This window comes from Williamsia sp. Leaf354, assembly GCF_001424365.1.
In the GTDB taxonomy this organism is placed as follows: domain Bacteria; phylum Actinomycetota; class Actinomycetes; order Mycobacteriales; family Mycobacteriaceae; genus Williamsia_A.
On sequence record NZ_LMPL01000001.1, the window covers coordinates 237392 to 261413 of the forward strand.

At 68.6% G+C, this 24022-nt stretch carries 20 protein-coding genes; 12 read left to right on the forward strand and 8 right to left on the reverse strand.

The annotated features are described in order from the left end of the window. Positions 1–2: 2 nt before the first annotated feature. The 4 genes from ASG12_RS01035 to ASG12_RS21475 all read left to right on the forward strand — a co-directional run bounded on the left by ASG12_RS01035 (position 3) and on the right by ASG12_RS21475 (position 2651). Positions 3–677: a hypothetical protein gene (locus tag ASG12_RS01035; RefSeq protein ID WP_055784253.1), complete on the forward strand. Its 675-nt coding sequence runs from the start codon at positions 3–5 to the stop codon at positions 675–677. Positions 678–769: 92 nt separating this feature from the next. Then, positions 770–1474 carry a YcnI family protein gene (locus tag ASG12_RS01040; RefSeq protein WP_082501541.1) on the forward strand — a complete coding sequence of 235 codons (705 nt, stop codon included), beginning with the start codon at positions 770–772 and terminating at the stop codon, positions 1472–1474. Beyond that, complete coding sequence (locus tag ASG12_RS01045; protein WP_045820953.1) at positions 1471–2001, forward strand: copper resistance CopC family protein; 531 nt, start codon at positions 1471–1473, stop codon at positions 1999–2001. Before ASG12_RS01040 ends, ASG12_RS01045 begins: the two co-directional genes overlap by 4 nt. A gap of 161 nt (positions 2002–2162) precedes the next feature. Then, positions 2163–2651: a hypothetical protein gene (locus ASG12_RS21475; protein WP_156377871.1), complete on the forward strand. Its 489-nt coding sequence runs from the start codon at positions 2163–2165 to the stop codon at positions 2649–2651. 22 nt (positions 2652–2673) lie between these two features. Here ASG12_RS21475 and ASG12_RS01055 read toward each other — a convergent pair whose 3' ends face one another. From ASG12_RS01055 to ASG12_RS01065, 3 genes are all read right to left on the reverse strand, one after another. After that, on the reverse strand, positions 2674–4227 hold the full coding sequence (locus ASG12_RS01055; protein WP_055784256.1) for a succinic semialdehyde dehydrogenase: 1554 nt from the start codon (positions 4225–4227) through the stop codon (positions 2674–2676). A 93-nt stretch (positions 4228–4320) separates the two neighbouring features. Next, complete coding sequence (rraA, locus tag ASG12_RS01060) at positions 4321–4797, reverse strand: ribonuclease E activity regulator RraA (RefSeq protein ID WP_055784257.1); 477 nt, start codon at positions 4795–4797, stop codon at positions 4321–4323. Positions 4798–4824: 27 nt separating this feature from the next. Beyond that, a complete protein-coding gene (locus ASG12_RS01065; protein WP_055787358.1) occupies positions 4825–5055 on the reverse strand; it encodes an RNA-binding S4 domain-containing protein in 231 nt (76 codons plus the stop codon). A 145-nt stretch (positions 5056–5200) separates the two neighbouring features. On the opposite strand from ASG12_RS01065, the gene lysX reads away from it, so the two are divergent. Together lysX and ASG12_RS01075 are read left to right on the forward strand one after the other, a co-directional pair. Beyond that, positions 5201–8590, forward strand: a complete 3390-nt coding sequence (gene lysX / locus ASG12_RS01070) for a bifunctional lysylphosphatidylglycerol synthetase/lysine--tRNA ligase LysX (protein WP_055784259.1) — start codon at positions 5201–5203, stop codon at positions 8588–8590. Next, positions 8587–9489 carry an alpha/beta fold hydrolase gene (locus ASG12_RS01075; RefSeq protein ID WP_055784262.1) on the forward strand — a complete coding sequence of 301 codons (903 nt, stop codon included), beginning with the start codon at positions 8587–8589 and terminating at the stop codon, positions 9487–9489. The genes lysX and ASG12_RS01075 overlap by 4 nt, the downstream gene beginning before the upstream one ends. Positions 9490–9569: 80 nt before the next feature. Here the strand turns inward: ASG12_RS01075 and ASG12_RS21480 are convergent, their stop codons facing one another. Continuing rightward, positions 9570–9734: a hypothetical protein gene (locus ASG12_RS21480; RefSeq protein WP_156377872.1), complete on the reverse strand. Its 165-nt coding sequence runs from the start codon at positions 9732–9734 to the stop codon at positions 9570–9572. A gap of 233 nt (positions 9735–9967) precedes the next feature. Between ASG12_RS21480 and ASG12_RS01080 the strand changes: the two genes are divergently transcribed. Beyond that, the gene (locus ASG12_RS01080) at positions 9968–10477 is read left to right on the forward strand and encodes a hypothetical protein (RefSeq protein WP_055784264.1); all 510 of its coding nucleotides are present in this window, start codon (positions 9968–9970) and stop codon (positions 10475–10477) included. Positions 10478–10663: 186 nt separating this feature from the next. Next, positions 10664–11026, forward strand: a complete 363-nt coding sequence (locus tag ASG12_RS01085) for a hypothetical protein (RefSeq protein WP_055784268.1) — start codon at positions 10664–10666, stop codon at positions 11024–11026. 10 nt (positions 11027–11036) lie between these two features. Here the strand turns inward: ASG12_RS01085 and ASG12_RS01090 are convergent, their stop codons facing one another. After that, complete coding sequence (locus ASG12_RS01090) at positions 11037–13445, reverse strand: acetyl-CoA acetyltransferase (protein ID WP_055784270.1); 2409 nt, start codon at positions 13443–13445, stop codon at positions 11037–11039. A 46-nt stretch (positions 13446–13491) separates the two neighbouring features. Here ASG12_RS01090 and ASG12_RS01095 point away from each other — a divergent pair, with 46 nt between their 5' ends. From ASG12_RS01095 to ASG12_RS01110, 4 genes are all read left to right on the forward strand, one after another. Next, complete coding sequence (locus ASG12_RS01095; protein WP_055784272.1) at positions 13492–14157, forward strand: TetR/AcrR family transcriptional regulator; 666 nt, start codon at positions 13492–13494, stop codon at positions 14155–14157. Positions 14158–14168: 11 nt separating this feature from the next. Continuing rightward, entirely contained in the window at positions 14169–15044 is an 876-nt protein-coding gene (locus tag ASG12_RS01100; protein WP_055787360.1) for an SMP-30/gluconolactonase/LRE family protein, read from the forward strand. Between the two features lie 37 nt (positions 15045–15081). Continuing rightward, positions 15082–15309 (forward strand): DUF4177 domain-containing protein, encoded by a 228-nt coding sequence (locus ASG12_RS01105; protein ID WP_055784274.1) that lies wholly within the window; start codon positions 15082–15084, stop codon positions 15307–15309. 64 nt (positions 15310–15373) lie between these two features. Continuing rightward, positions 15374–15613, forward strand: a complete 240-nt coding sequence (locus tag ASG12_RS01110; RefSeq protein WP_055784276.1) for a hypothetical protein — start codon at positions 15374–15376, stop codon at positions 15611–15613. 72 nt (positions 15614–15685) lie between these two features. On the opposite strand, the gene ASG12_RS01115 is transcribed toward ASG12_RS01110, so the two are convergent. The 3 genes from ASG12_RS01115 to ASG12_RS01125 form a co-directional block, all read right to left on the reverse strand. After that, positions 15686–17152 carry a glutamate synthase subunit beta gene (locus ASG12_RS01115; RefSeq protein ID WP_055784277.1) on the reverse strand — a complete coding sequence of 489 codons (1467 nt, stop codon included), beginning with the start codon at positions 17150–17152 and terminating at the stop codon, positions 15686–15688. After that, a complete protein-coding gene (gene gltB, locus ASG12_RS01120; protein WP_055784279.1) occupies positions 17145–21743 on the reverse strand; it encodes a glutamate synthase large subunit in 4599 nt (1532 codons plus the stop codon). Before gltB ends, ASG12_RS01115 begins: the two co-directional genes overlap by 8 nt. A gap of 301 nt (positions 21744–22044) precedes the next feature. After that, positions 22045–23994: an EAL domain-containing protein gene (locus ASG12_RS01125; RefSeq protein WP_055784281.1), complete on the reverse strand. Its 1950-nt coding sequence runs from the start codon at positions 23992–23994 to the stop codon at positions 22045–22047. Positions 23995–24022 lie beyond the last annotated feature (28 nt).

Consider the following 24022-nt stretch of genomic DNA (forward strand, 5'->3'; position numbering starts at 1 on the left):
CCGTGAGCGCTCGTGTCGCCGGCGTCGTGTCGGTCCGGGGAGCCGCGGTCGCGGCGTTGATCCCCGCACTCGCCGTCGCCGCCCACGCGATCGCCTCCGGTTCCGCACCCGGCCCGCTGGGTGTCTGTGCCGCTCTGCTCGTCGGTGTCGTCGCCGGCATCTTCGCCGGACCGCACTGCAGTCGTCTCGGGTTGCTCGTGGTCCTCTCCGGTGGCCAGGCGGTCGCCCACCTCGCCCTCTCGCTGGGGATGCCGCACTCCGGCGCGATGCCGTCGGGCATGGCGTCCGCGACCGGCGCGACGGGTCATCACCACGTGATGCCGTCCGGCGAGATGATGAGCGGCGCCGGTCACGCCGCACACGGGTCCGCCGACGGCGGATCGTCGATGCTGCTCGACCATCTCGCCGTGCTCGCCCACCCCGGGTCGGCCGACGGCCTGCTCATGCTGCTGACGCACCTGGTGGCCATCCCCCTGTGCGTCGTCCTCGTCGCCCTCGCCGGCGCGGTGTCCGGGATGGCGACCGTCGTCGTCGCAGCCCTCACGAAACCCATCACCGCACTCGCGCAGAGCGTCTCGACCGTCGTCACGGTCGCGCCGCTCGTCATCGCCCGCCGCATCGATCGCGCCGCGGGCGCCGGGACGCGCGGTCCTCCGGTCGTCGGCACCTTCGCCTGACACCGCCCACAGGGCATCGCACCGCCTGCCGGCATCAGAGCCGGCGCAGGCGGTATACCCACATCTCTTCTCAGTGAGGATCCATCTCAGTCATGACCATTCATCACATCTCACGGCCTCGGTCTCGTCGGCCCGGTTCTCGTCGTCACGGTCGGGTCCCGGTCGCCCTCGTCGCGACCGTCGCCACCCTCGGTCTCGGCGCGCTGCTCGCACCGGCCGCCGCCTCGGCGCACGTGACCGCGAACTCCCCCGGTCTCGCGCAGGGCGGCTACGGCGTCATCACGTTCAACGTGCCGAACGAGACCGACACGAACACCACCACGACCAGCCTGACCATCACCCTCCCGAACCTGAAATCGGCTCGACCGGAGGCGATCCCGGGATGGCAGGCCGCGGTGACCAAGGACCCCACCACCGACGAGGCCACCTCCGTCACGTGGACCACCACCCCCGGTGCGACCGGTGTCGCACCCGGGCAGTTCCAGCGGTTCGTGCTCAGCGCCGGTCCACTGCCCGAGAAGGAGTCGGTCACGTTCCCCGCGGTGCAGACCTACTCCGACGGTGAGCGGGTCGACTGGAACCAGGCACCCAACGCCGACGGCTCCGAGCCCGAACATCCCGCACCCGAGATCGAGCTGGCGGCGAAGTCCGACGACCACCACGGGTCGGGCACCGCAGCGGCTGCCGAGGAGTCCTCGGACTCCGACACCACCGCGCGCTGGCTCGGCGGCGCGGGCCTGGTCGTGGGCGTGATCGGTCTCGCCGCAGCCGGTGTCGCGTTCCGGCGACGGGCATGACCTCGTCCGTCGCGCGGCGGCTCGTCGGGGGCGCGCTCGCCGCGTTCCTCGTCGTGCTGGCGTCGATCGCGTTCGCCGGGCCGGCCTCGGCGCACTCCTCGCTGGTGTCCTCCGACCCGGCGCGCGGTGCATCGGTGTCGGCGGGCCCGCAACGGGTGACGCTCACCTTCAACGAGGCGCTGCAGGACTCCTACGACACCCTGACCGTGGTGGGACCCGACCAGAACTTCTGGCAGCAGGGTGACGCGCAGGTCGTCGGGCAGCGGATCAGCATCGCGCTGCGCCCGTTGGGTCCTGCGGGTGAGTACCGGATCAACTACCGCGTCACCTCCGCCGACGGTCACCCCGTCTCGGGGCAGGTGCCGTTCACGCTGACCACCGCGGGCACCGGCACACCCGGTCCCTCGGCCGATGGTTCGGACTCCTCCGACGACTCGGGGATCCCGGTGTGGGTCTACGTGGTCGTCGTGGTGGTGGTCGTCGGCGTCGCCACGACCTTCGTGGTGCGACGACGCGCGCGTACCTGACGGACGGTTCTCGACAGATGCGGTGCGCCGGGACCCGGCGCACCGCATCGTCGGTTGTGAGGGTCACCAAGGACGCGCGCCGCACCCGTCCCCTTCGGCATGATGATCACCAACGTGAGGCACCCCCGACCACACCATCGCGCAGCAGGGAGCATTCGACGATGACCGAACCGGCCGCCGGCACCCCCGACGAACCCGAGAAGACACCGGCGAAGAAGACACCTGCCAAGAAGGCCGTGGCGAAAAAAGCCCCGGCAAAGAAGGCGCCCGCCAAGAAGGCCGTGGCGAAGAAAGCACCGGCGAAGAAGGCCCCCGCCAAGAAGGCCCCGACCAAACGCGCGTCGACCTCGCCCGGGAGCCGGACAGCGGCCAAGAAGGCGCCGCCGAAATCATCCCCTCACGACACCCCGCCGACCCCACCGGTCGCGACGCCCGAGCAGACACCGTCGCCCGCGGTGCCGACTCCCGCTGTGCCGACGCCCGACGCGGGAGACGAGACCGCTCGCTTCACACAGCTGCGGCGTACCGCGCCGACGGCGTTGTCGACGCAGGATCCGATCAACCCCGTGCCGTATGTGGTCGCGGTGGGTGTCGTGGGTGTCGCCGTCGTCCTGCGGCGCCGGCGTCGCAAGCGACGCCGGCGCGGCTGAGCGGTCGACGCACACGGTCGCATCAGCGACCGGGCAGGAACCTCAGCAGCTTCATCGAGGTCGGCACGAGCTTGAGGAACAGCTTGCGCGGGACACCGCGGATGCCGTCGATGCCGATCACGCGCTGTGTGGCGATGGTCTGCGGCTCGGTGTACTTGAGCAGGCCCTCGGTGCCGTGGCGACGCCCGACACCGGAGACCCCCATGCCGCCCATCGGTGCGGCGGTGGAGCCCCACGCGGCGGCGTAGCCCTCGTTGACGTTGACGGTGCCGACGCGCAGCTGCGCGCCGATGTCGCGCGCCTGGCCGGTGCTGCCGGCGAAGACGCTGGCGTTGAGGCCGTAGTCGGTGTCGTTGGCGAGCTTGATCGCCTCGTCCACCGAGTCGACCTCGTACACCGACACCAGCGGGCCGAAGGTCTCGGTCGCGAAGCACTCCATGTGCTCGTTGACGCCCTTGAGCACGGTCGGGGCGTAGAAGAACGGTCCCAGCTCGTCGAGCTTCTTGCCGCCGGCGAGCACGGTGGCGCCCTTGGCGGTCGCGTCCTTGACGTGGGCGTCGATGACGTCGACCTGGGCCTGCGAGGCGAGCGAGCCCATGTCGGCGTCGAAGTCGTAGGCCGGCGCCACCTTCATCGAGGCGACCTTGGCGGCGAACTTCCGGGTGAACTCGTCAGCCACCGGCTTCTCGACGTACAGGCGCTCGATGGAGATGCACAGCTGGCCGGAGTTCGAGTAGCAGGCGCGGGCGGCGCCCTCGACGGCCTTGTCGACGTTGGCGCCCGAGGTCACGATCATCGGGTTCTTGCCGCCGAGCTCGGCGGAGAAGCCGATGAGGCGGCTGCCGGCCTGCTCGGCCAGCGTGGCGCCGGTGGCCGACGACCCGGTGAACATGAGGTAGTCGGCGGTCTTCACCAGCGCCTGCCCCACGACACCGCCGGGGCCGGGGACCACGGCGAACAGTTCGGGTTCGAGGCCGGCCTCGTAGAGCAGCTCGGCGACCGCGAGCGCGCAGTACGGGGTCTGGCTGTCGGGCTTGATCACCACGGCGTTGCCCGCCATGAGCGCGGCGACGGCGTCCGACGCGGCGAGGGTGACCGGGTAGTTCCACGGCGAGATGACGCCGATGACACCCTTCGGCTGATAGCGCACCCGCACGTCGGTGGCGCCGGGGATCATGCCCTTGACCTTCTTGGCGGCCAACGTCTTCGGGCCGGTCTTGGCGTAGTGCCGCGCGGTGAGCGCGACGTCCATGACCTCTTCCTGGGCGTACGACCGGGCCTTGCCCGTCTCGGCCTGGGCCATGTCCATGAGCTCGTTGCGGCGCTCGAAGACGAGCGCGGCGAAGCGCAGCAGCAGGTCGGCGCGCTCCTTGGGCGACGTCGCGGCCCAGCGGGCCTGCGCGGCGCGGGCACGACGCACGGCCACGTCGAGGTCGTCGGCGGTGCCGATGGGGATGGTGGTCATCTCGGTGCCGGTGTAGGCCTCGAGCACCGACCTCGTGGGTCGGGTGTCGTACTGGTCGATGGCGACCAGTCGACGAAGACGGTCGAAGGTCGCGGTGTCCGGTCTCGCCATCGGGGCTCTTCTCCTCGCAAGCGGTGTGCCGATCTGACACACGATGTTGTCATCGTAGGCGGTGGCTCCCGCCCCGCCCAGAGCTGATCTCGCCTAGACCACCACGATGCCGTCGTCGTCGCTGTGCACGACGTCGCCGACACGGAACGTGACGCCACCGAAGGCGACGTCGACATCGGCTTCGCCCGCACCGGTCTTGGTGGACTTGCGGGGGTTGGTACCCAGCGCCTTGCACCCGAAATCCATGCCGCCGATGACGGCGGAGTCGCGGATGGCGCCGTGCACGATGACGCCGGCCCATCCGTTCGAGCGACCCAGTTCGGCGATCAGGTCCCCGACCAGCGCCGTGTGCACCGACGCGCCCCCGTCGACGACGAGGACCGCGCCGTCACCGGGCGTCCCCAACACCGATTTGAGGAGCGCGTTGTCCTCGTGACAGCGCACGGTGCGGACCGGGCCGGAGAACTCGCGACGCCCACCGAATTGGCGGAACTGGGTGTCGCAGCTGCGGACGTCGGGGCCGATCTCGTCGACGAGGTCGGCGGTGGCCTGGAAAGTCGATTCGCTCACGGTGGATCAGCTTAGGTGCGGATCAGCTCACGTGACAGGGCCGGTCACGCGCAGGGCGATGCCACCGGCGGCGACGATGTCGCCGACCACGAGCTGTCGACCCCGGCGCGTCTCGACCTCTCCGTTCACGGTGACTTCGCCGTCGGCGATCACCGTCTTCGCCTCCGCGCCGCTCTCGATCAGGTTCGCCAGTTTGAGGAACTGGCCCAGTCGGATCGAGTCGTCGGCGATCTCGACCTCGCCGGACACATCTGTCATGTCACGCTCCTCGCCACGGGTCGCCCGCACCCGATGACGACACAGGTGCGCAGGTGACACCATGTCACCTGCACCACTGTGACACCGACACCGTGGGACGCGCGACGTCGAGGGCACGCGAGGCCGGGAGAGGGGGTCGCCTGCGATGACCGCCACCACCTCTGCCGACAAGCGTCTCGACCCGGTCGAACGACGCGATCCGGTCGAGCGTTCCGCGCGCATCCTCGAGCGCATCCGCACCCCGTCGGGCAACGGCGGACGAGCACCCCGGTTCGCGGGCCGCGTCGTCGGCGTCCTGGCCGCCTTCGCTGTCGTCAGCAGCATCTCGGTCACCGTCCGCCACATCGTCGCCGTGCCCCGGGACTGGATCGACACCTACGTCATCTCCGCACCCGACACCAGCTTCGCGTGGGCGTTCGTCCTCGTCCTGCTCTCTGTCGCTCTCTCGGCCCGCAAGCGTGTCGCGTGGTGGCTGACGGTCGGCTACATCGTGTTGTTCGCCGGCACCAACAGCATCTATCTCGTCCCGTCGGTCGCCCGCGAGTACGAGGTGTCCACGGCCGGTCGCGTCGGTGTCGCGATCGGCCTCGCCATCGACATCGTCGTCCTCGGTTACCTGATCCTGCGGTATCGGCAGTTCTACACGCGGGTGCGTCGCGGCGCGCTGCTCACCGCGCTCGCCGTGCTGGCCGGCGGGTTGGTGGCGGCGACCCTGATCGGATGGGGGCTGGTCGAGGCGTTCCCCCGCGACCTGAGTTCCGAGCAGCGCCTGCCCTACGCGTTCAACCGGGTCGTGACCTTCGCGTCGGTCGGCACCCGCACCTTCGACGGCAACCACACCTACACCGTCATCAACTCACTCCTCGGTCTGCTGGGTGCGCTCGCGCTCATCGCCGCCGCCGTCGTGCTGTTCCGTTCGCAGCGGCTCGCGGGGCTGATGACCCCGCCCGACGAGCGCCTGATCCGCGCGATGATCGCCGCCTACAACGACGACGACTCGCTGGCCTACTTCTCCACCCGCCGGGACAAGGCGGTCGTGTTCGCGCCGAACGGCCACGCCGCCATCACCTATCGCGTCGAGGTCGGCGTCGGGCTGGCGTCGGGCGATCCCATCGGCGACCCACGGTTCTGGCCCGACGCGATCGCCGAGTTCTTCACCCTTTGCGACCGATACGGCTGGCACCCCGCCGCGATGGGCGCCAGTGAACGCGGCGCGACCGCCTACGCCGCAGCGGGGATGACGGCGCTCAACATCGGCGACGAGGCGGTGGTCGACGCCCGCACCTACCGCATCCACGGGCCCGAGATGCGCGGTGTGCGACAGGCCGTCACCCGCACCCGTCGCGCCGGTGTCACCGTGCGGATCCGCCATCACGGCGATCTCACCGACGACGAGATGGCCGCGGTCATCGACCGCGCCGACCGGTGGCGCGACACCGAGGACGAGCGGGGCTTCGCGATGGCCCTGAGCCGACTCGGTGATCGACACGACGACCGGTGCCTGCTCGTCGAGGCCGTGATCGCCGGTGACGAGACGGACTCGAGCGACCGCGTCGTCGGGATGCTGTCGTTCGTGCCGTGGGGCCGGACGGGTGCATCGCTCGACCTGATGCGCCGCGACCGTGACGCCGTGAACGGCGTGGTGGAGGCCATGGTGACCGAGTTCGCGCTCCACGCAGGCGAATTCGGCGTGACGCGGATATCGCTCAACTTCGCCGCGTTCCGCTCGGTGTTCGAACGCGGCGGCGAGATCGGTGCCGGCCCGGTGATGAAGGGGGCGCACGGCGTGCTCACCTTCGCCTCCCGGTTCGTCCAGATGGAGTCGCTGTACCGCTCCAACGCCAAATACCTTCCCCAGTGGGCACCGCGATTCCTGTGCAGCGAGGACGCACGGTTCATCCTGCGGGCGGGCATCGCCGCGATCGTCACCGAGGGTTTCGTCACCATGCCCCACATCCGACGAGACCGCATGGGGTCGCGGCGACACGTGGGCACGACCCCGGCCATCCCGGCCGGACTCGACATCGACACCGTCATCGACGAGATCCGTGCTGCGGCAGAGGCCTCGGTGACCGGACCGCGCAGGCCCGAGCAGGTTCGGGTGCGGATGGCCAAGCTCGCCGCGCTCACCGCGGCCGGAGTGGACGCCTACCCGGCCGCCCGGCCGCCGAGTCACACCGTGGCCGCCGCGTTGACCGCCGAGTCGGGTCTGCCGGTCGAGATCGCCGGCCGAATCCTGCGGGCGCGCAACCTCGGTGGCGTGATCTTCGCCGATGTGCGCGATGCTTCGGGGTCGATTCAGGTCCTGTTCGACGCCGGCGAGCACCCGGACGTCGCCCACCGTTTCGCCGAGTTCGTCGATCTCGGTGATCTGGTGTCGGTGCGCGGTCGTCGCGGCCGGAGTCGGTCGGGCGAGGAGTCGGTGCTGGCCGACGACTGGACGATGCTCGGCAAATGTCTGCACCCGTTGCCCGACAAGTGGAGTGGCCTCACCGACCCCGAGTCCCGGGTGCGGCTACGACATGTCGAACTCGCCGTCGACCCCTCGGCGGCCGACGCGTTGCGCACGCGGGCCCTGGCCGTGCGGGCCATCCGTGACCACCTCGTCGCCCACGGCTTCCTCGAGGTGGAGACACCCATCCTGCAGCGGGTGCACGGCGGGGCGAACGCCGAGCCGTTCCGTACGCACATCAACGCCTACGACCTCGACCTCTATCTGCGCATCGCGCCGGAGCTCTACCTGAAGCGACTGTGCGTCGGCGGGATCGAGCGGGTCTTCGAGATCGGGCGCAACTTCCGCAACGAGGGTGTCGACAGCACGCACAATCCCGAGTTCACCAGTCTCGAGGCATATCTCGCGCACGGCGACCACATGACGATGCTGCATCTGACCCGTTCGCTGATCCAGGCCGCGGCCGTCGCGGCCCACGGTGCGGCCGTCGCCATGCGACCCGGCCCCGGTGGCGCGATGACGGCGGTCGACATCTCCGGCGACTGGCCGATCCGGACGGTGCACGGCGCGGTGTCGGACGCGGCGGGTCTACCGGTCACGCCGGACACCGATGCGGCTCGGCTGCGCGAGATCTGTGACAGTCTGGCGATACTCCACCGACCCGAGTGGGATGCGGGTCAGCTGGTGCTCGAGCTCTACGAGCACCTCGTCGAGGATCGGACCACCATGCCGACGTTCTACGTCGATTTCCCCACGTCGGTGTCGCCGCTGACACGGTCCGATCCCGATCGCCCCGAGGTGGCGCAGCGATGGGATCTGGTCGCCTGGGGTGTCGAACTGGGCACGGCCTACAGCGAACTCACCGACCCCGTGGAGCAACGGACGCGCCTCACCGCACAGTCTGACCGCGCAGCCGGCGGCGACCGGGAGGCCATGGAGGTCGACGAGGACTTCCTCGACGCCCTCGAGTACGCGATGCCGCCGACCGGCGGTCTGGGGATCGGCGTCGACCGCGTGGTCATGCTGCTGACCGGCAAGTCGATCCGCGAGACGCTCGCCTTCCCGTTGGCCAAACCCCGGTGACCGAGGAGCTGCCCGGGCAGCTGATCGACATCGACGGTCGTTCCACGCATGTGATCACCGAGGGCTCCGGCCCACCCGTGGTGTTGCTGGCGGCGTTGGGCAGCAACTGGTTCGATCTCGATCAGCTCGCCCATGCGCTGTCGCCGTCGTTCACCGTCATCCGTTTCGACCGTCCCGGTTACGGCGCCAGCGAGGCACTCCCCCGCGACGCGTGGCCCACATTGATCGGCGAGGTCGACAGGATCTCGAGCGTCCTCGACGCCCTCGCGATCGACGAGCCCGTGCTGATCGCCGCGCACTCGATGTCGTCGATGTACGCCGAGGCGTTCGCCCGCGAGCACCCCGATCGCACGGCCGGCGTGCTCATGATCGACGGCACGTTCGTGATGTTCCCGTGGCGCGTGTTGCCGACTGCTCTGCGCGTGCGCAACTGTCACCGCGCGGTGGCCGTGGCCGATCGCCTGCGCTTGCCGCAGCTGCTCGGCGCTGCGGCGCACGATTCGGTGTTCCCGACCCCTCCGACCGGTTACACGGCGGCGCAACGGTTCTGGGTCCGTCAGGTGTTCGGCCGATCGGACATGCTGCGCGCCACCCTCGTGGAGAACGCCGCGTTCCCCTCCATCAGCATGGACCTCATAGAACTGCGACGGCGCGACGATGGAACGGTGCGTGCGGCGGTGACCGTGCTCGCCGCACTACCCGCGGCCGGGCTGTGGTTGCGCTGGTGGCGGTGGCGACATCGTCGTTATGCGCAGATCCTCGGGGGCGTGTACGAAGAGATCAGTCCGGCGAATCACCTCGTCGTCGCCCAGCATCCGGCCGACACGGCGTTCTACATCGAGCGCCTCGCCCGCCGCGCCGGGCATCTCCCCACCCCGCCCCGCCAGTTGGGCACGTAAACCCGCCAGTTGGGCACGTAAACCCGCCGGTTGGGCACGTAAAGACCGCAAGTGGGCAGTGGATTCGACCTGCGGCTGCGTCAGAGACCGAATGCGCGCATGTCGGCCGCGGTGACCATGCGCTCGCCGTCTTCGGGCCAACGACGGGCCAGACGGTGCCGGGTGAGCAGGCCGCCGGGGCGGCCGGCGAATATGTGGGTGGGTCGCGCAGTACGTCCGTGATGAATGTTCGTGGTGAGCTTCACGAAGGATCACATCCCTGGTTCCGAGAGGTCCGACACCCGTCGACCCGAGCACCGGTGTGACGCATGTTACTCATGTGACTACACTAATGTGACCTAAGACACGCGCGCATATGAGGTTTTGCCTGTGGATAACCACCGGGCAGCAGGCCGAGGCAGAACGTTCGTACGGTAGGTTAACGACGTTCTCGACGCCGACGGGGCGTCGACCACATCCTCGGGGAGATCCAATCACCATGCGTACGCGCTTTCGCTCACTCGTCGCCGCCGTCGCGGTCACCGCTGCCGCCCTCACCGGAGGTGCACTCGCGTCCGCGCCGGCAACGGCCGCGCCAGTTGCCCCCGCACCCAAACCGCTGCAGCGGTTGTCGGTGTACGGCGAGACGCTCTTTACGGTGGGCGATCATGACTTCTGCCGCGGGAGTTTCACCTTTTCCTACTCGTCACCGAAGCGAGGAGTCCTACGACTGACACTGAGGTCGAACGGCTTCACCGGCAACGGACGCGGATGGCAGAAGAATCCCAAGTGCCGGACGCTGGTCATCACCACCCACATCAGCGGCAACGCGCTCTTCAAAGAGACGCCCTTCGTCGCAGAGTTCGGACGCAAACCCGGAGAAAAGGTAACCCGCGACATCGCGACCGGCTCCGGTCTCGTGTCGTTCGGCGTCGGCACCTATGCAATAGGTGGTCCTGTTCGACTTCCGCAGAGCTACCCCCTCGGTTCGTACGTGATCGTCCCCTGACCCTCGGCCGTCATCACACCTGCAAAGGAAAACACTGTGCGCCATACGTTTCGCTCCCTGACCGTCGCTGTCGCGATCACCGCTGCCGCTCTCACCGGAGGTGCGCTGTCCGCGGCGCCTGCGTCTGCAGCACCGTCCGCCCCACCATCGAAGCCGGTCCCCCGCTTTTCTCCCGACGGAGAATCCATGGGCGTCGTCGGCGACCACGACTTCTGCCGAGGAGTCGCCTACGTGGACTTCTCCTCGCCCAAGCGTGCGGTGACCCGGGTGACCATCACGTCTCGCGGGTTCACCGGGAACGGGCCCGGTTGGGCTAAGAAGCCCCAGTGCAAGGTCGACTTCGGTTTCGGCTACTACAGCGCAATCGCACTGGGGAAGACGGTCAACCTGTCCGCGTCGTTCGGACCGCGACCGGGCGAGAAGGTCACCCGTGACATCGTCACCGGGTCAGGATTGGTCCTGGCGTCCGTGGTTCCCACCCCGGCGACGGGACCGGTCCGATTGCTCGCAGGCTTCCCGGTTCTGAGCTCGTACCTCGTCGTCCCCTGACGGTCCGGGCCTAGCGACCCCGCCACACCGGGGCGCGCTTCTCGACGAATGCGGTGACGCCTTCGATGGTGTCCTGGCTGATGATGAGTTCGTCCATCGCCGTCGTCGGATGTGACGCCGCGACAACGGGATCGCTGATTCCTTGAGTTTCTGCGATGCCGATGAGTGAGGCGCGCACCGACGTCGGCGAGGACGCGAGTACCTCCGACGCCAGTTCGCGGGCGGCGTCCATCACGGTGCCCTCGGGTGCGACGCGGCAGACCACGCCGCGCTCGAGGGCCTCGGCTGCGGGCATGCGACGACCGGTCAGGATCATCTCCATCGCGATCGACCGTCCGAGAAGTCGGGGTAGTCGCACCAGCCCGCCGGCCAGCGCCGCGAGTCCGACCTTCACCTCCGGTAGCGAGAACGTAGCGCGCTCGTCGGCCACGATCATGTGGCAGGCGAGCGCGATCTCGAACCCGCCGCCGAGCGCGTGGCCGTTGACCGCCGCGATCACGGGCTTGGTGAGATCGGGGCGGCTGGTCAGTCCGGCGAACCCGTTCTTGGGCACCGAGAACATCGCGCCCGATGCCGTCGCCGCGAGATCGTTGCCCGACGAGAACGCCTTGTCGCCCGCACCGGTCAGGATCGCGACCCACAGATCGGGATCGGCGAGATAGGCGTCGAAGATCTCGTCGAGTTCGGCATTCGTCGCGGCATCGAGGGCATTGCGCGCCTGCGGCCGGTTGATCGTGACCTCGAGCAGGTGACCGTCACGCCGGACAAGAACACCGCTGTAATCGTCCCGAAAGCCGGCCGCACGAACGGGATTCAACGCATCCATGGTTGCGACCTCGAGACTCACACGATTGCCGTCGGCGAACGACTGCGCGACCACCTGTGTCCCGATCGGCTGGTCGGTGTCGGTCAGGTGCGCCATCATCGCCTCGTCGGACCGGTGCACGGTCGCGATGAAGCGCTCGCCCTGCCCGCCGTCGGCGCCGAGCAGCCGACCGATCACGATCGCCGATTTCGGTCCTCGTTTGCCGTAGGAGATCGTGAACGTCTCGATGACCGCGGGGCCGTCGGCACGATCGACGATCTCGACATCGGTGACGGCATCGAGCCGCGCCTGGACCCGCGCGCTGTCCGACGCCGCCCACGGCGCCGGGGTGGTCGAATAGATACCTGTCGAATACTTGCTCAGCACACCACCGTTCGCGCCGACAAGCCCGTAGGAGCCCGGCTCGGCGCGCACACGATCGACCACCTCGGCGATCGCGTGCATCGAATAGTTGTTGCCGGGCCCGCCGAAGTACGGAAGCCCGCCGGTCACGGTGAGGCCGCGCGGGTCATCCGGTGCGAGACCGAGGCCGTCGCACACCGCCGACACCGCGACGGGGAAGCAGCTGTACAGATCCATGGCGGCCACGTCGTCGAGACCGATCCCCGCCACCTCGAGCGCCGAGGTGACCGACGCGGCGGCAGCCGGCGCGGCTCCGATGTCGGGCCGGTCGAGCAGTCGCTTCTCGCGAAGGTCGGCATGCCCGTGGAGGAAGACCCAGCGGTCGGAGGGGATCTTGAGCTCGCGGGCGCGGCGCACCGACATCACGACGACAGCCGCGGCCTGATTGACCTGATCGCGCGCGATCATCAGACGCGGGAACGGATCGGTGACCTGTCGGTTTGAGTCGTCCACCGAAGCGATCTCCTCGGCCGTGCGCTCGACCGGTGACGCCGCGTGCGGATTTTTCGCGGCGACAGCGGTCATCGGCGCGAACAGCTCGGCCATCGATCGTGTGTAGGTTTCCCGATCGGCGCCGAGCCTCGCACGACGCGCGTTCTCGATCACCGAGTACTGCAGCACGGGCACCATCAGCCCGTGGCGGACCTCGGCGACGGTCGTGATGCCGCGGAGCCCGAATCCGCGGTCCTCGAGACGCGCATCGGCCTCGGGGTCGGCTGGTTCGTTCCAGTCGGGTCGAGTCGCCTCGGTGTCGGACGTGATCGCACGGACCGTCGAGATGACCTCGGCCCCCACGATCACCGCGGACTCGGTCTCCCCCGCGGCGATCGCGCCGGCGAGCTCGGTGAGCAGGTGCTGCGGACTCTGCCCGCCGACCACCTCGGCGATGAGACGCCGAGCATCGATGCCGACCCGAGAAGCGATCGCGCCCGGCATGTTCGCCGGCCGACCCAGCTGCGATGACGACAGCGGGCTCGACACCTCGAACGATCGGATGGCTCCGAGGGTGTCGATGGCGCTCGCCACCTCGTCCCGCGCGCACCCGGTGTCGTCGAACGCTGCGCGGACCGAGTCCGCGGCGAGGTCGGCTTCGGATCGAGCGCGGTAGTCGGGCTCCCCGATCCGCTCGGACACCTGACCCACCCCCACGATGACCGGCGTGGATGGATCGAGATCGGTGAGACTACTCATGACTGAATAGTCTCACACGGCCTCGTCGCGTGCGATCATCGCAGCCATGACGCGACCGGGTGCACCGCTGGGAGATCTCTTCGCCCGCGCCGTGACACAGGCCTTCGGTCCTGCGTCGCCCACGTCCGACACCACCGACGACCGCATCCTCGACGCCGCGCTGACAGTGCTCGGTCGACGCAGCACGCGGGAGGCGACGGTCGAGGAGATCGCCCGCGAGGCGGGGGTGGGTCGCGCCACGGTGTTCCGCCGATTCGACAGTCGCGACCACGTCTTCGAGGCCGCCCTCGTGCGTTTCGTCGGCCAGGTCGTCGGCACGATGGTCGACCGGTTCGCCGCGGTGACCGATCCCGTCGACCAGGTGGTGGAGGGGTTCGCGATCTGTCTGGCCCTCGACGACGACCCCCTTCTCGCCGACCGTGGACGACGAGGCGAGCTGCTCGCCGCGCTGTCGGGCGGGGACCCGTCACCGCTGCGACTGGCATGGTCGGCCGTCGCCGCGAACCTGCGTCGGGCGCACAGGGATGGTTCGATCGCGGTCGGAGATCCCGACGAACAGGCAGATGCGCTCGTACACCTGGGGCTGTCGTATCTGATGACGCCGGGGCTCGCGGTCGATCTCACCGATCCGGCAGCGGTCCGCGCCTTCGCCCGGCGCACGGTCGCGCCGATCGTGGGCGCGATTCCGCCACGCGCCGTGCCATCTCCGTGATCGGATCGGGTATGGCCACTGACGCAACCGTGATCCTCGAGAACTACACCTACTTCGAGTGCCCGCGCTGGCACGACGATCGCGTGTGGGTGTCGGATTTCTACACGCACCAGGTGATCTCGGCGAACGCCGACGGCTCCGACGTGCGCGTCGAGGCGCAGGTGCCGAATCAGCCGTCGGGGCTGGGCTGGCTCCCCGACGGGCGGCTGCTGGTTGTGTCGATGCGCGATCAGACCATCCTGCGGCGCGAACCCGATGGAGAACTCGTCGTGCACGCCGACCTCTCCGAGCTGGTGTCGGAGAATCTGAACGACATGCTCGTCGACGCGACCGGCCGTGCCTACGTCGGCAATTTCGGCTTCGACCTCATGAACGGCGGGACGCCCGCATCCACGCACCTCGTCCTCGTCGAACCCGACGGTTCGGCGCGTGTCGTCGCCGACGACCTGTACTTCCCGAACGGGATGGCGCTCACCGACGACGGACGGCTGCTGGTCGACGAGACCATCGCCAACCGGGTCAGCGCCTTCGACATCGCCGACGACGGATCGCTCGGCGAGCGCCGCGACTGGGCGGTGTTCGGCGATCTCCCCGACATGACCGACATCCCCACGGCGATGGGCCAGATCGTCCTGGCGCCGGATGGCTGCTGCCTCGACACCGACGGCACCCTCCTGACCGCCGACGCACTCGGCGGTCGCGTCGCCCGCGTGGCCGAGGGCCGCGGCGTCATCGACCAGTACGACTTCGACAGCGGCGTGTTCGCCTGCGGCCTCGGCGGACCCGACGGTCGCACCCTGTTCGTCTGTGCCGCTCCCGATTTCGACGAACACGCCCGCAAGGTCGCCACCGACGGCAAGCTCCTCGCCGTGCAGTTGTACGAATAGCGCGGACGTGGCCCCCGGTCCGCAATATTCTGCCCGTATGACGAATCCAGCAGTCCAGAACTACGTTGTCGTGCAGATCATCCTCAAGGAGAAGCTGTGGGGCACGGGCTCCGGAAATCTGCCCGAGCTCGAGAAGGCCATCAACGCACAAGCCGCGCTCGGGTACCGCCTCCACACCATCACCACTGCTTCATCGGGAAGCAAAGGATTCGGCGGCGGTGACCGAATTCAAGCAACGATGGTGTTCGAGAGGCTCGGCCTGTGACACCCGACTCCGCACGGGTCCATCGGCTTCGTTGACGACGACGTCGCCCACGGACATCGAACCGATGCGGCCGGTCGACCATGTCGACGAACCCCTACCCGACAACGGGCTCTGGTACAGCTCCCGCGGATGGCGCGGGTGGATACTGCCGCTGCTGTTTTCCGCGCTGATCGTGGCGTCGGCGATCATCAGCGCGACCGGAGTGGCGCCGTGGTGGACCTGGTGGGTGCAGGGCATCACGATCCTCGTCGTGATGCTGACGGCGACTGTCCTCCTGCGAAAGCTGCTGCCCCGCCGGCCGTGAGCGCGGGGCGTCCAGAACGCACAACACCCCCCGTCGCGATCGACGAGGGGCGTTGCGGTGACGCGGTTCAGATCAGCGCTGAGGTGCCTGCGTGGGGTGGATCGGCGCGGGCAGGTAGGTCTCCTGCGTGAGGTACCGGTCGGCACCGGCGGCGGCGGAGCGCCCCTCGGCGATGGCCCACACGATGAGCGACTGTCCACGACCGGCGTCACCGGCGACGAAGACACCGGGCACGGTCGACTGGAACTCGTCGTCGCGCACCACGTTTCCGCGCCCGTTGTACTCGACGCCGAGCTTGTCGAGGAAGTCCTCGCGCTCGGGACCGACGAAGCCCATGGCCAGCAGGACGAGATCGCACTCGAGCTCGAACTCCGAACCCTCGACCTTCTCGAACTTGCCCTCGTTCATCACGACCTCGTGCGCCGAGAGCGAGGTGACCTTGCCGTTCTCGCCGGTGAACTTCTCGGTGTTGACCGAGAAGACACGCTCGCCGCCCTCCTCGTGGGCCGAGGACACGCGGAACATCAGCGGGTAGGTCGGCCACGGGGTGCTCTCGGCGCGCTCTTCCGGCGGCCGGGGCATGATCTCGAACTGGTGGACGATCTCGGCGCCCTGACGCAGCGAGGTGCCGAGGCAGTCCGCACCGGTGTCACCGCCACCGATGATGACGACCTTCTTGCCCTTGGCGGTGATCGGCGGCTGACCGTCCTCGCCGACGACATCGTCGCCGAGCTGCACCTTGTTGGCCCACGGCAGGAACTCCATGGCCTGGTAGATGCCCTCGAGCTCGCGGCCGGGGATCGGCAGGTCGCGCCAGCTGGTGGCGCCGTTGGCGAGGACCACCGCGTCGTACGACGAACGGAGCTCCTCGACCGAGAGGTCGACGCCGACGTTGACTCCCGTACGGAACGTGGTCCCTTCGGCCTCCATCTGCTCGACCCGACGATCGATGTGGCGCTTCTCCATCTTGAACTCGGGGATCCCGTAGCGCAGCAGTCCGCCGATCCGATCGGCGCGCTCGAGCACCGTCACGGTGTGGCCGGCGCGTGTGAGCTGCTGTGCGGCAGCGAGTCCCGCGGGACCCGAGCCGACGACGGCGACCGTCTTACCGGTCTCTTTGGTCGGCATGACGGGCTTGACCCAGCCGTTGTCGAAGGCGTTGTTGATCAACTCGACCTCGACCTGCTTGATCGTCACGGCGGGCTGGTTGATGCCCAGCACACACGACGCCTCACACGGCGCGGGACACAACCGACCGGTGAACTCCGGGAAGTTGTTGGTGGCGTGCAGACGGTCGATGCCGTCCTCCCACTGACCCTTGTAGACGAGGTCGTTCCACTCCGGGATCAGGTTGCCCAGGGGGCAGCCGTTGTGGCAGAACGGGATACCGCAATCCATGCACCGGCTGGCCTGGCGCTGCAGCGTCTCGTGGTCGTGCTCGGCGTAGACCTCTTTCCAGTCCATCAGCCGCAGATCGACCGGCCGACGTGCCGGGAGCTCACGCTCGGTGTACTTGATGAAACCCTTTTGATCACCCACGAGCTGCCTCCATGATCGCCTCGTCCACGTCACGCCCGGCCTTCTCGGCGTCGGCGATGGCCGCCAGAACCCGCTTGAAGTCCCGGGGCATCACCTTCGTGAACTTGCCCTGCGTGTTGTCCCAGTCGGCCAGAATGGCTGCGGCCACCGGGGAATCGGTCTCACTGCGGTGCTTCTCGATGATCCCGTGCAGGAACTCCACGTCGTCGTCCTCGAGCGCCTCGGGCTCCACGAGCTCGGTGTTGAGGTTGTCGGGGAGCTTGCCGAACGGGTCGTAGACATAGGCGACACCACCGGACATGCCGGCCGCGAAGTTGCGCCCGGTGTCGCCGAGGACGACCACCCGTCCACCGGTCATGTACTCACAACCGTGGTCGCCGACACCCTCGACCACCGCGACGGCACCGGAGTTGCGGACGCAGAACCGCTCGCCCACCACACCGCGGAGCAGGATCTCGCCGCCGGTGGCGCCGAACCCGATCACGTTGCCCGCGATGATGTTCTCCTCGGCGACGAAGCTCTCCGGCGCGACCTTGGAGGGATGCACCACGATGCGTCCACCCGAGAGGCCCTTGCCGACGAAGTCGTTCGCGTCGCCCTCGAGCCGCAGGGTGATGCCCTTGGGCAGGAACGCACCGAAGCTGTTGCCCGCCGACCCGGTGAAGTCGATGATCACCGTGCCCTCGGGCAGTCCGGTGGCGCCGTACACCTTGGTGACCTCGTGGCCCAGCATGGTGCCGACCGTGCGGTTGACGTTCGAGATCGCCGAGGTGAACGAGACGCGCTCACCCTTGTCGATCGCCGGACGGCTCTGCGCGATGAGCTGCTGATCGAGCGCCTTGTCGAGCGCGTGATCCTGGCTGCCCGAGCAGTAGAGGTCCTGGTTCATGAACGGCGAGTCGGCCTCGGCCAGGATCGGCGAGAGGTCGAGCTTGCCGGCCTTCGCGCCCTTCCAATGAGCGAGCGCCTTCGTGGTGTCGAGGGCCTTGACCTGGCCGACCGCCTCCTGCAGCGTGCGGAAGCCCAGGCGCGCCAACAGTTCACGCACCTCCTCGGCGATGAACATGAAGAAGTTCTCGACGAACTCGGGCTTGCCGGTGAACCGCTGACGCAGCAAAGGGTTCTGCGTCGCGACACCCACGGGGCAGGTGTCGAGGTGGCAGACGCGCATCATGATGCAGCCCGACACCACCAGCGGCGCGGTGGCGAATCCGAACTCCTCGCCGCCCAGCAGTGCGGCGACGACGACGTCGCGACCGGTCTTGAGCTGACCGTCTACCTGGACCACGATGCGATCGCGGAGTCCGTTGAGCAGCAACGTCTGCTGGGTCTCGGCAAGGCCGAGCTCCCACGGTGCGCCGGCGTGCTTCTCCGACGTCAACGGGGTGGCACCGGTGCCACCGTCGTGACCGGAGATGAGCACCACGTCGGCGTGCGCCTTCGACACACCCGCGGCGACGGTGCCGACACCGACCTCCGACACCAGCTTCACGTGGATACGCGCGGCCGGGTTGGCGTTCTTCAGGTCGTGGATCAGCTGGGCGAGATCCTCGATCGAGTAGATGTCGTGGTGCGGCGGCGGCGAGATCAGTCCGACGCCGGGAGTGGAGCCGCGGACCTCGGCGACCCAGGGGTACACCTTGTGCGGCGGCAGCTGGCCACCCTCACCGGGCTTGGCTCCCTGCGCCATCTTGATCTGGATGTCGGTGCAGTTGGTCAGGTAGTGCGAGGTGACGCCGAAGCGACCCGAGGCGACCTGCTTGATCGCGCTGCGCCGCCAGTCGCCGTTCTCGTCGGGCTCGAAGCGGTCGACGCTCTCGCCGCCCTCGCCGGAGTTCGAGCGGCCGCCGAGTCGGTTCATCGCGATGGCCAGCGTCTCGTGGGCCTCGCCGGAGATCGAGCCGTAGCTCATCGCGCCGGTCGAGAACCGCTTCACGATCTCGCTCGCGGGCTCCACCTTGTCGATCGGGATGGGGTCGCGGTCACCGAAGTTGAAGTCGAACAGTCCACGCAGAGAGGCGATCTTGCGCGACTGGTCATCGACGAGCTTCGTGTACTCCTTGAACACCGAGTACTGACCGGTGCGGGTCGAGTGCTGCAGCTTGAACACCGTGTCCGGGTTGAACAGGTGGTACTCGCCCTCGCGACGCCACTGGTACTCGCCGCCGACCTCGAGCTCGCGGTGCGCGCGCTCCTCGGGGCGGGCCTCGAAGGCCAGCGCGTGACGCGCGGCGACGTCGGCCGCGATCTGGTCGAGGCCGACGCCGTCGAGATGGCTGAGCAGGCCGGTGAAGTACTCGTCGACCGTCTCCTGGCCGATACCGATGACCTGGAACAGCTGCGCACCGGTGTACGAGGCGAGAGTGGAGATGCCCATCTTGCTCATCACCTTGAGCACGCCCTTGCCCGCGGCCTTGACGTAATTCGCCTGCGCGGTGACGAAGTCGAGGGGCTCGCCCTTCGCGTCCTTCAGCACACCCCGCTCGGCCATGTCCTCGATCGACTCGAGTGCCATGTACGGGTTGATGGCCGCGGCGCCGAAGCCGACGAGACACGCCATGTGGTGCACCTCGCGGGCGTCACCTGCCTCCACGAGCAGCCCGACCTGGGTGCGGGTCTTCTCACGCACGAGGTGGTGGTGCACCGCCGAGGTCAGCAGCAGCGACGGGATCGGGGCGAGCTTCTCGTCGGATTCCCTGTCGGACAACACGATCAGCCGCACACCGTCGGCGATGGCCTCGGACACCTGACGACGCACGTCCTCGAGCGCCTGGCGCATGCCCTCGCCACCCTCGGCGACCGGGTACAGACCGCGGATCTGCACACTGCGGAAATCGGGGTAGTTGCCGTCGTCGTTGATGCGGACCAACTTGGCCAGCGCATCGTTGTCGAGGATGGGCTGGGGCAGAGCGATCTGACGGCACGAGTCGGCCGTCGGGTTCAGCAGGTCGCCCTCTTTACCGATGGTCACGCCGATGCTGGTGACGACCTCTTCGCGGATCGCGTCGAGCGGCGGGTTGGTGACCTGGGCGAAGCGCTGCTGGAAGTAGTCGAACAGCGTGCGGGGCCGCAGCGACAGCACCGCGATGGGGGTGTCGGTGCCCATCGAGCCGATGGCCTCGGCACCACTGGCCGCCATCGGCGTCACCAGGAGGCTGAGCTCCTCGCTGGTGTAACCGAACACCTGCTGGCGCAGTCGGACCCGATCGTGGGGCATGTGGGTGTGCGGCCGGCCCGGCAGGTCACCGAGTCGGAGGAAGCCCTTGTCGAGCCACTCCTGGTACGGGTGCAGCGACGCCAACTCGTCCTTGATCTCGGCGTCGTCGACGATGCGTCCCTGATCGGTGTCGACGAGGAACATGCGGCCGGGCTGCAGACGCAGCTTCTGCACGACGTCGGCGGGATCGATGTCGAGGACACCGACCTCCGACGCCATCACGACCAGGCCGTCCTTGGTGACCCAGATCCGGCTGGGGCGCAGGCCGTTACGGTCGAGCACCGCACCGATGACCGTGCCGTCGGTGAAGCAGACCGACGCCGGGCCGTCCCATGCCTCCATCAGCGTCGAGTGGTACTCGTAGAACGCCCGATGCTCGGGCTTCATGCTCTCGTGACGCTCCCACGCCTCGGGGATCATCATCAGCACCGAGTGCGGCAGCGACCGGCCACCGAGGTGGAGCAGCTCGAGCACCTCGTCGAAACGCGCGGTGTCCGAGGCTCCTTCGGTACACACGGGGAAGATCTTCTCGGCCACCGAGTCGCCGAAGACGCTGGTGTCGATCAGCGCCTCGCGGGCGCGCATCCAGTTCTCGTTGCCGGTGACGGTGTTGATCTCACCGTTGTGGGCGATGCGGCGGAACGGGTGCGCCAGCGGCCACGACGGGAAGGTGTTGGTGGAGAAGCGCGAGTGCACCAGCCCCAGAGCGCTTTCCACCCGATCGTCCTGCAGGTCGAGGTAGAAGCCACGGAGCTGCGGCGTGGTCAGCATGCCCTTGTAGACGAAGGTGCGACCCGACAGGCTCGGGAAGTAGACGGTCTCGCGACCGGGTCCGTCCTGGCCGGCGCCCTTGCTGCCGAGCTCGGTCTCGACGCGCTTGCGGACCACGAAGGCGCGCCGCTCGAGCTCGTCGCCCGAGGCACCGCCGACGAAGATCTGACGGAAGGTCGGCATGGCGTCGCGGGCGAGGGCGCCCAGCGAGGTGTCGTCGGTGGGGACCTCGCGCCATCCGAGAACGGTGAGGCCCTCGGACTCGGTGATCTTCTCGACCGACTCGCACGCCGTCCGGGCATCGCCCGATCCCTGCGGCAGGAACGCCATGCCGGTCGCGTACTCACCCTCGGCGGGGAGTTCGAAATCGGTGACCGCGCGCAGGAACGCGTCGGGGACCTGGATCATGATGCCCGCGCCGTCGCCGGTGTTCGGCTCGGCACCCGCGGCACCGCGGTGTTCGAGGTTGACCAGCGCCGTGATCGCCTTGTCGACGATGTCGCGCGAACGGCGACCGTGCATGTCGACCACGAAGGCGACGCCGCACGAGTCGTGCTCGTTGACCGGGTGGTAAAGGCCCTGGGGGCCGGGTGCCTGCTTCATTGTTGTTCGCCCTTACATCGCGTAACGCGAGAACGCCTCACTGCTTCCCAGATTACGGCACCACCGCTCGGCAAACCCTTATGAGGACGCCCTAATCACGGCTCTGACCAGCGCTGACGCCCCGGCCCACGGTATCCGCACCCAACGTTGCAGCCCCATTGCTTCAACGGTGCACGCCAGCCCGTCACCGGACGTGGCGTCGTCGACCCCGGCAAGGGGTCGCCCTGCACGTGATCATCGGACAATTTTCTCACGGAAGGCGGCTACCACAGAAATCGCCCACCACCGCTGAGCGCGGAGGTCATGTCCCCGCGGCCCCGCACGATCCCCCGGCCGCGACCGACGCGACCGAACGCCCCTCGCGCACGGCACGGTCGAAGACCTCGCGCACGCGACCCATGCGACCGGTGTCGGGTTCGGCGGTGTGGCTCGGGGGCGGCTCCGGTCCACCGACCGCGTCGTCGATCGCAGCCGTCAGGCCACTCCGCGGGATCGGGGTCGGGGCATCACGAGCGGTCAACGCACGCAGTGAGATCCAGTACTGCTGGGCGTGGCGCGCCAGCTCGTGGGCGACCTCGACGGCGCTTGCATCGAGGGCGTCGGACTCCTGGGCGTAGAACGTGATGAAGCCTGAGGTGTCGAGGCCGGTGAACAGTCGGAACGACAGCACCGTGCCGATCGGCGCCGCGGAGTTGATCACGCGGCTGTACTCCGGCCAGCGTTCGTCGGAGGTGAGGTCGGAGATGTGGATCACGGTGTCGTCGTCGCTCGGCTCGAGACTGGGCCCCACCCCATAGAGCTGTTGCAGCTGATCCAGCAGCACCGGGTACTGGTCGTTGGCGGCGATGGTGGTGAGGCCCTGGTCACGCGACACCAGCGACAGTCCCACGCTCTCGGCGCCGGGTACGGCCCGTGCCGCCGTCTCCGCCAGCTCCGACAGGAGGTTGCGGTGGTCACCCGACGTGGCGTGGGCAGCGATGCGGTGTCCCTGCGCGACGTCGGTCGACGGGAGTGGGGCCAGGCGGCGCAACAGGGCGCGGGCGATGCCGGCCACCTCGCGTTCGTCGTGGGTGATGGCCCACTCGTAGCGGCGGTCCCCGACCGGACCGGTGTCGCCGAGATTGCGCGCGACCACGGCGGTGGACCCGTCGGGGTCGACCACCGCCAACGCGACGTGCTCGCGTAGCGGCAGGATGTGGGCACCACGGACGCCGTCGGGCAGGGCCGTGCCGGCCCCCACCACCCCCACGAGGGTGTTCGACTCCGCGAGCTCCGCGAACCGTGCCGCCGCGGTGGCGGTGAACAACTCGGGCAGATGGATCGAGAGCAGGATCAGCCCGATCGTGCCGTCGCGGGCGGCGGCCTCCTCGAAACCCGATCCGAGAGTGGCGATCTGGCGCAGCGGCGAGGTGCGCGTCGGCACCCGTCGCAGCAGATCCGCCGGAACCGAGGGGACCACCGACGGGGCCTCGGGTTCGACGGCCAGCACAGTCGATCCGCTCGCGGCGTCGAGGATGTCGGGGGTGATCTGCAACGGGCCCGGCATGCCCAGGTGGTAGCCCTGGACCAGCGATGCCCCCAGCGCGCGCGCACGGTCGAGGTCGTCCTCGGATTCGATTCCCTCACAGAGGATCCGACAGTCGCTGTCGCTGACGTGATCCCATACCGCGCGCAGGGTCCGGCGATGTTCGGGGTCGAGTTCGGGCCCGAGCATCACCCGGTCGAGCTTGATGATGTCCGGTCGGATGACCGAGAGCATCGCCATCGAGTCGGGGTTGACCCCCACGTCATCGAGCGCGACGAGGCACGAGCGCTCCCTGGCCCAGTCGGCGGCCCACAGCACCGAGCGCGGGTCGGTCAGCAGAGCCCGCTCGGTCAGCTCGATCACGGTCGGGACGATGCCGACCGCCTCCGACACCTGACGGGGGTCGACCCGCCACGGTGGAGGCGTCCCCAGGACGCTGGGTTCGAGGTTGATGAAGAGGTGCAGCGGGCCGCGGACTCCCGCGCGGAGCGCTCCCGTCATCGCGGCGCGGCGGCATTCCCAGTCGAGATCGCCGAGAACACCCATGTCACGGGCGGCGGTGAACATCTCGGCCGGACCGAGCTCGGGGGTCCGCGGGAACCGTGCCAGAGCCTCGTATCCCACCACGACACGGGTCTGCAGGTCGAGGATCGGTTGATACACCGACCGCACACGACCCGACGGACCCAGCAGGTCGTCGAGAGATCGCGCGGCGTCGGTCGACATCGTTGTTCCCCCCCAGGCGAGGCAGCTC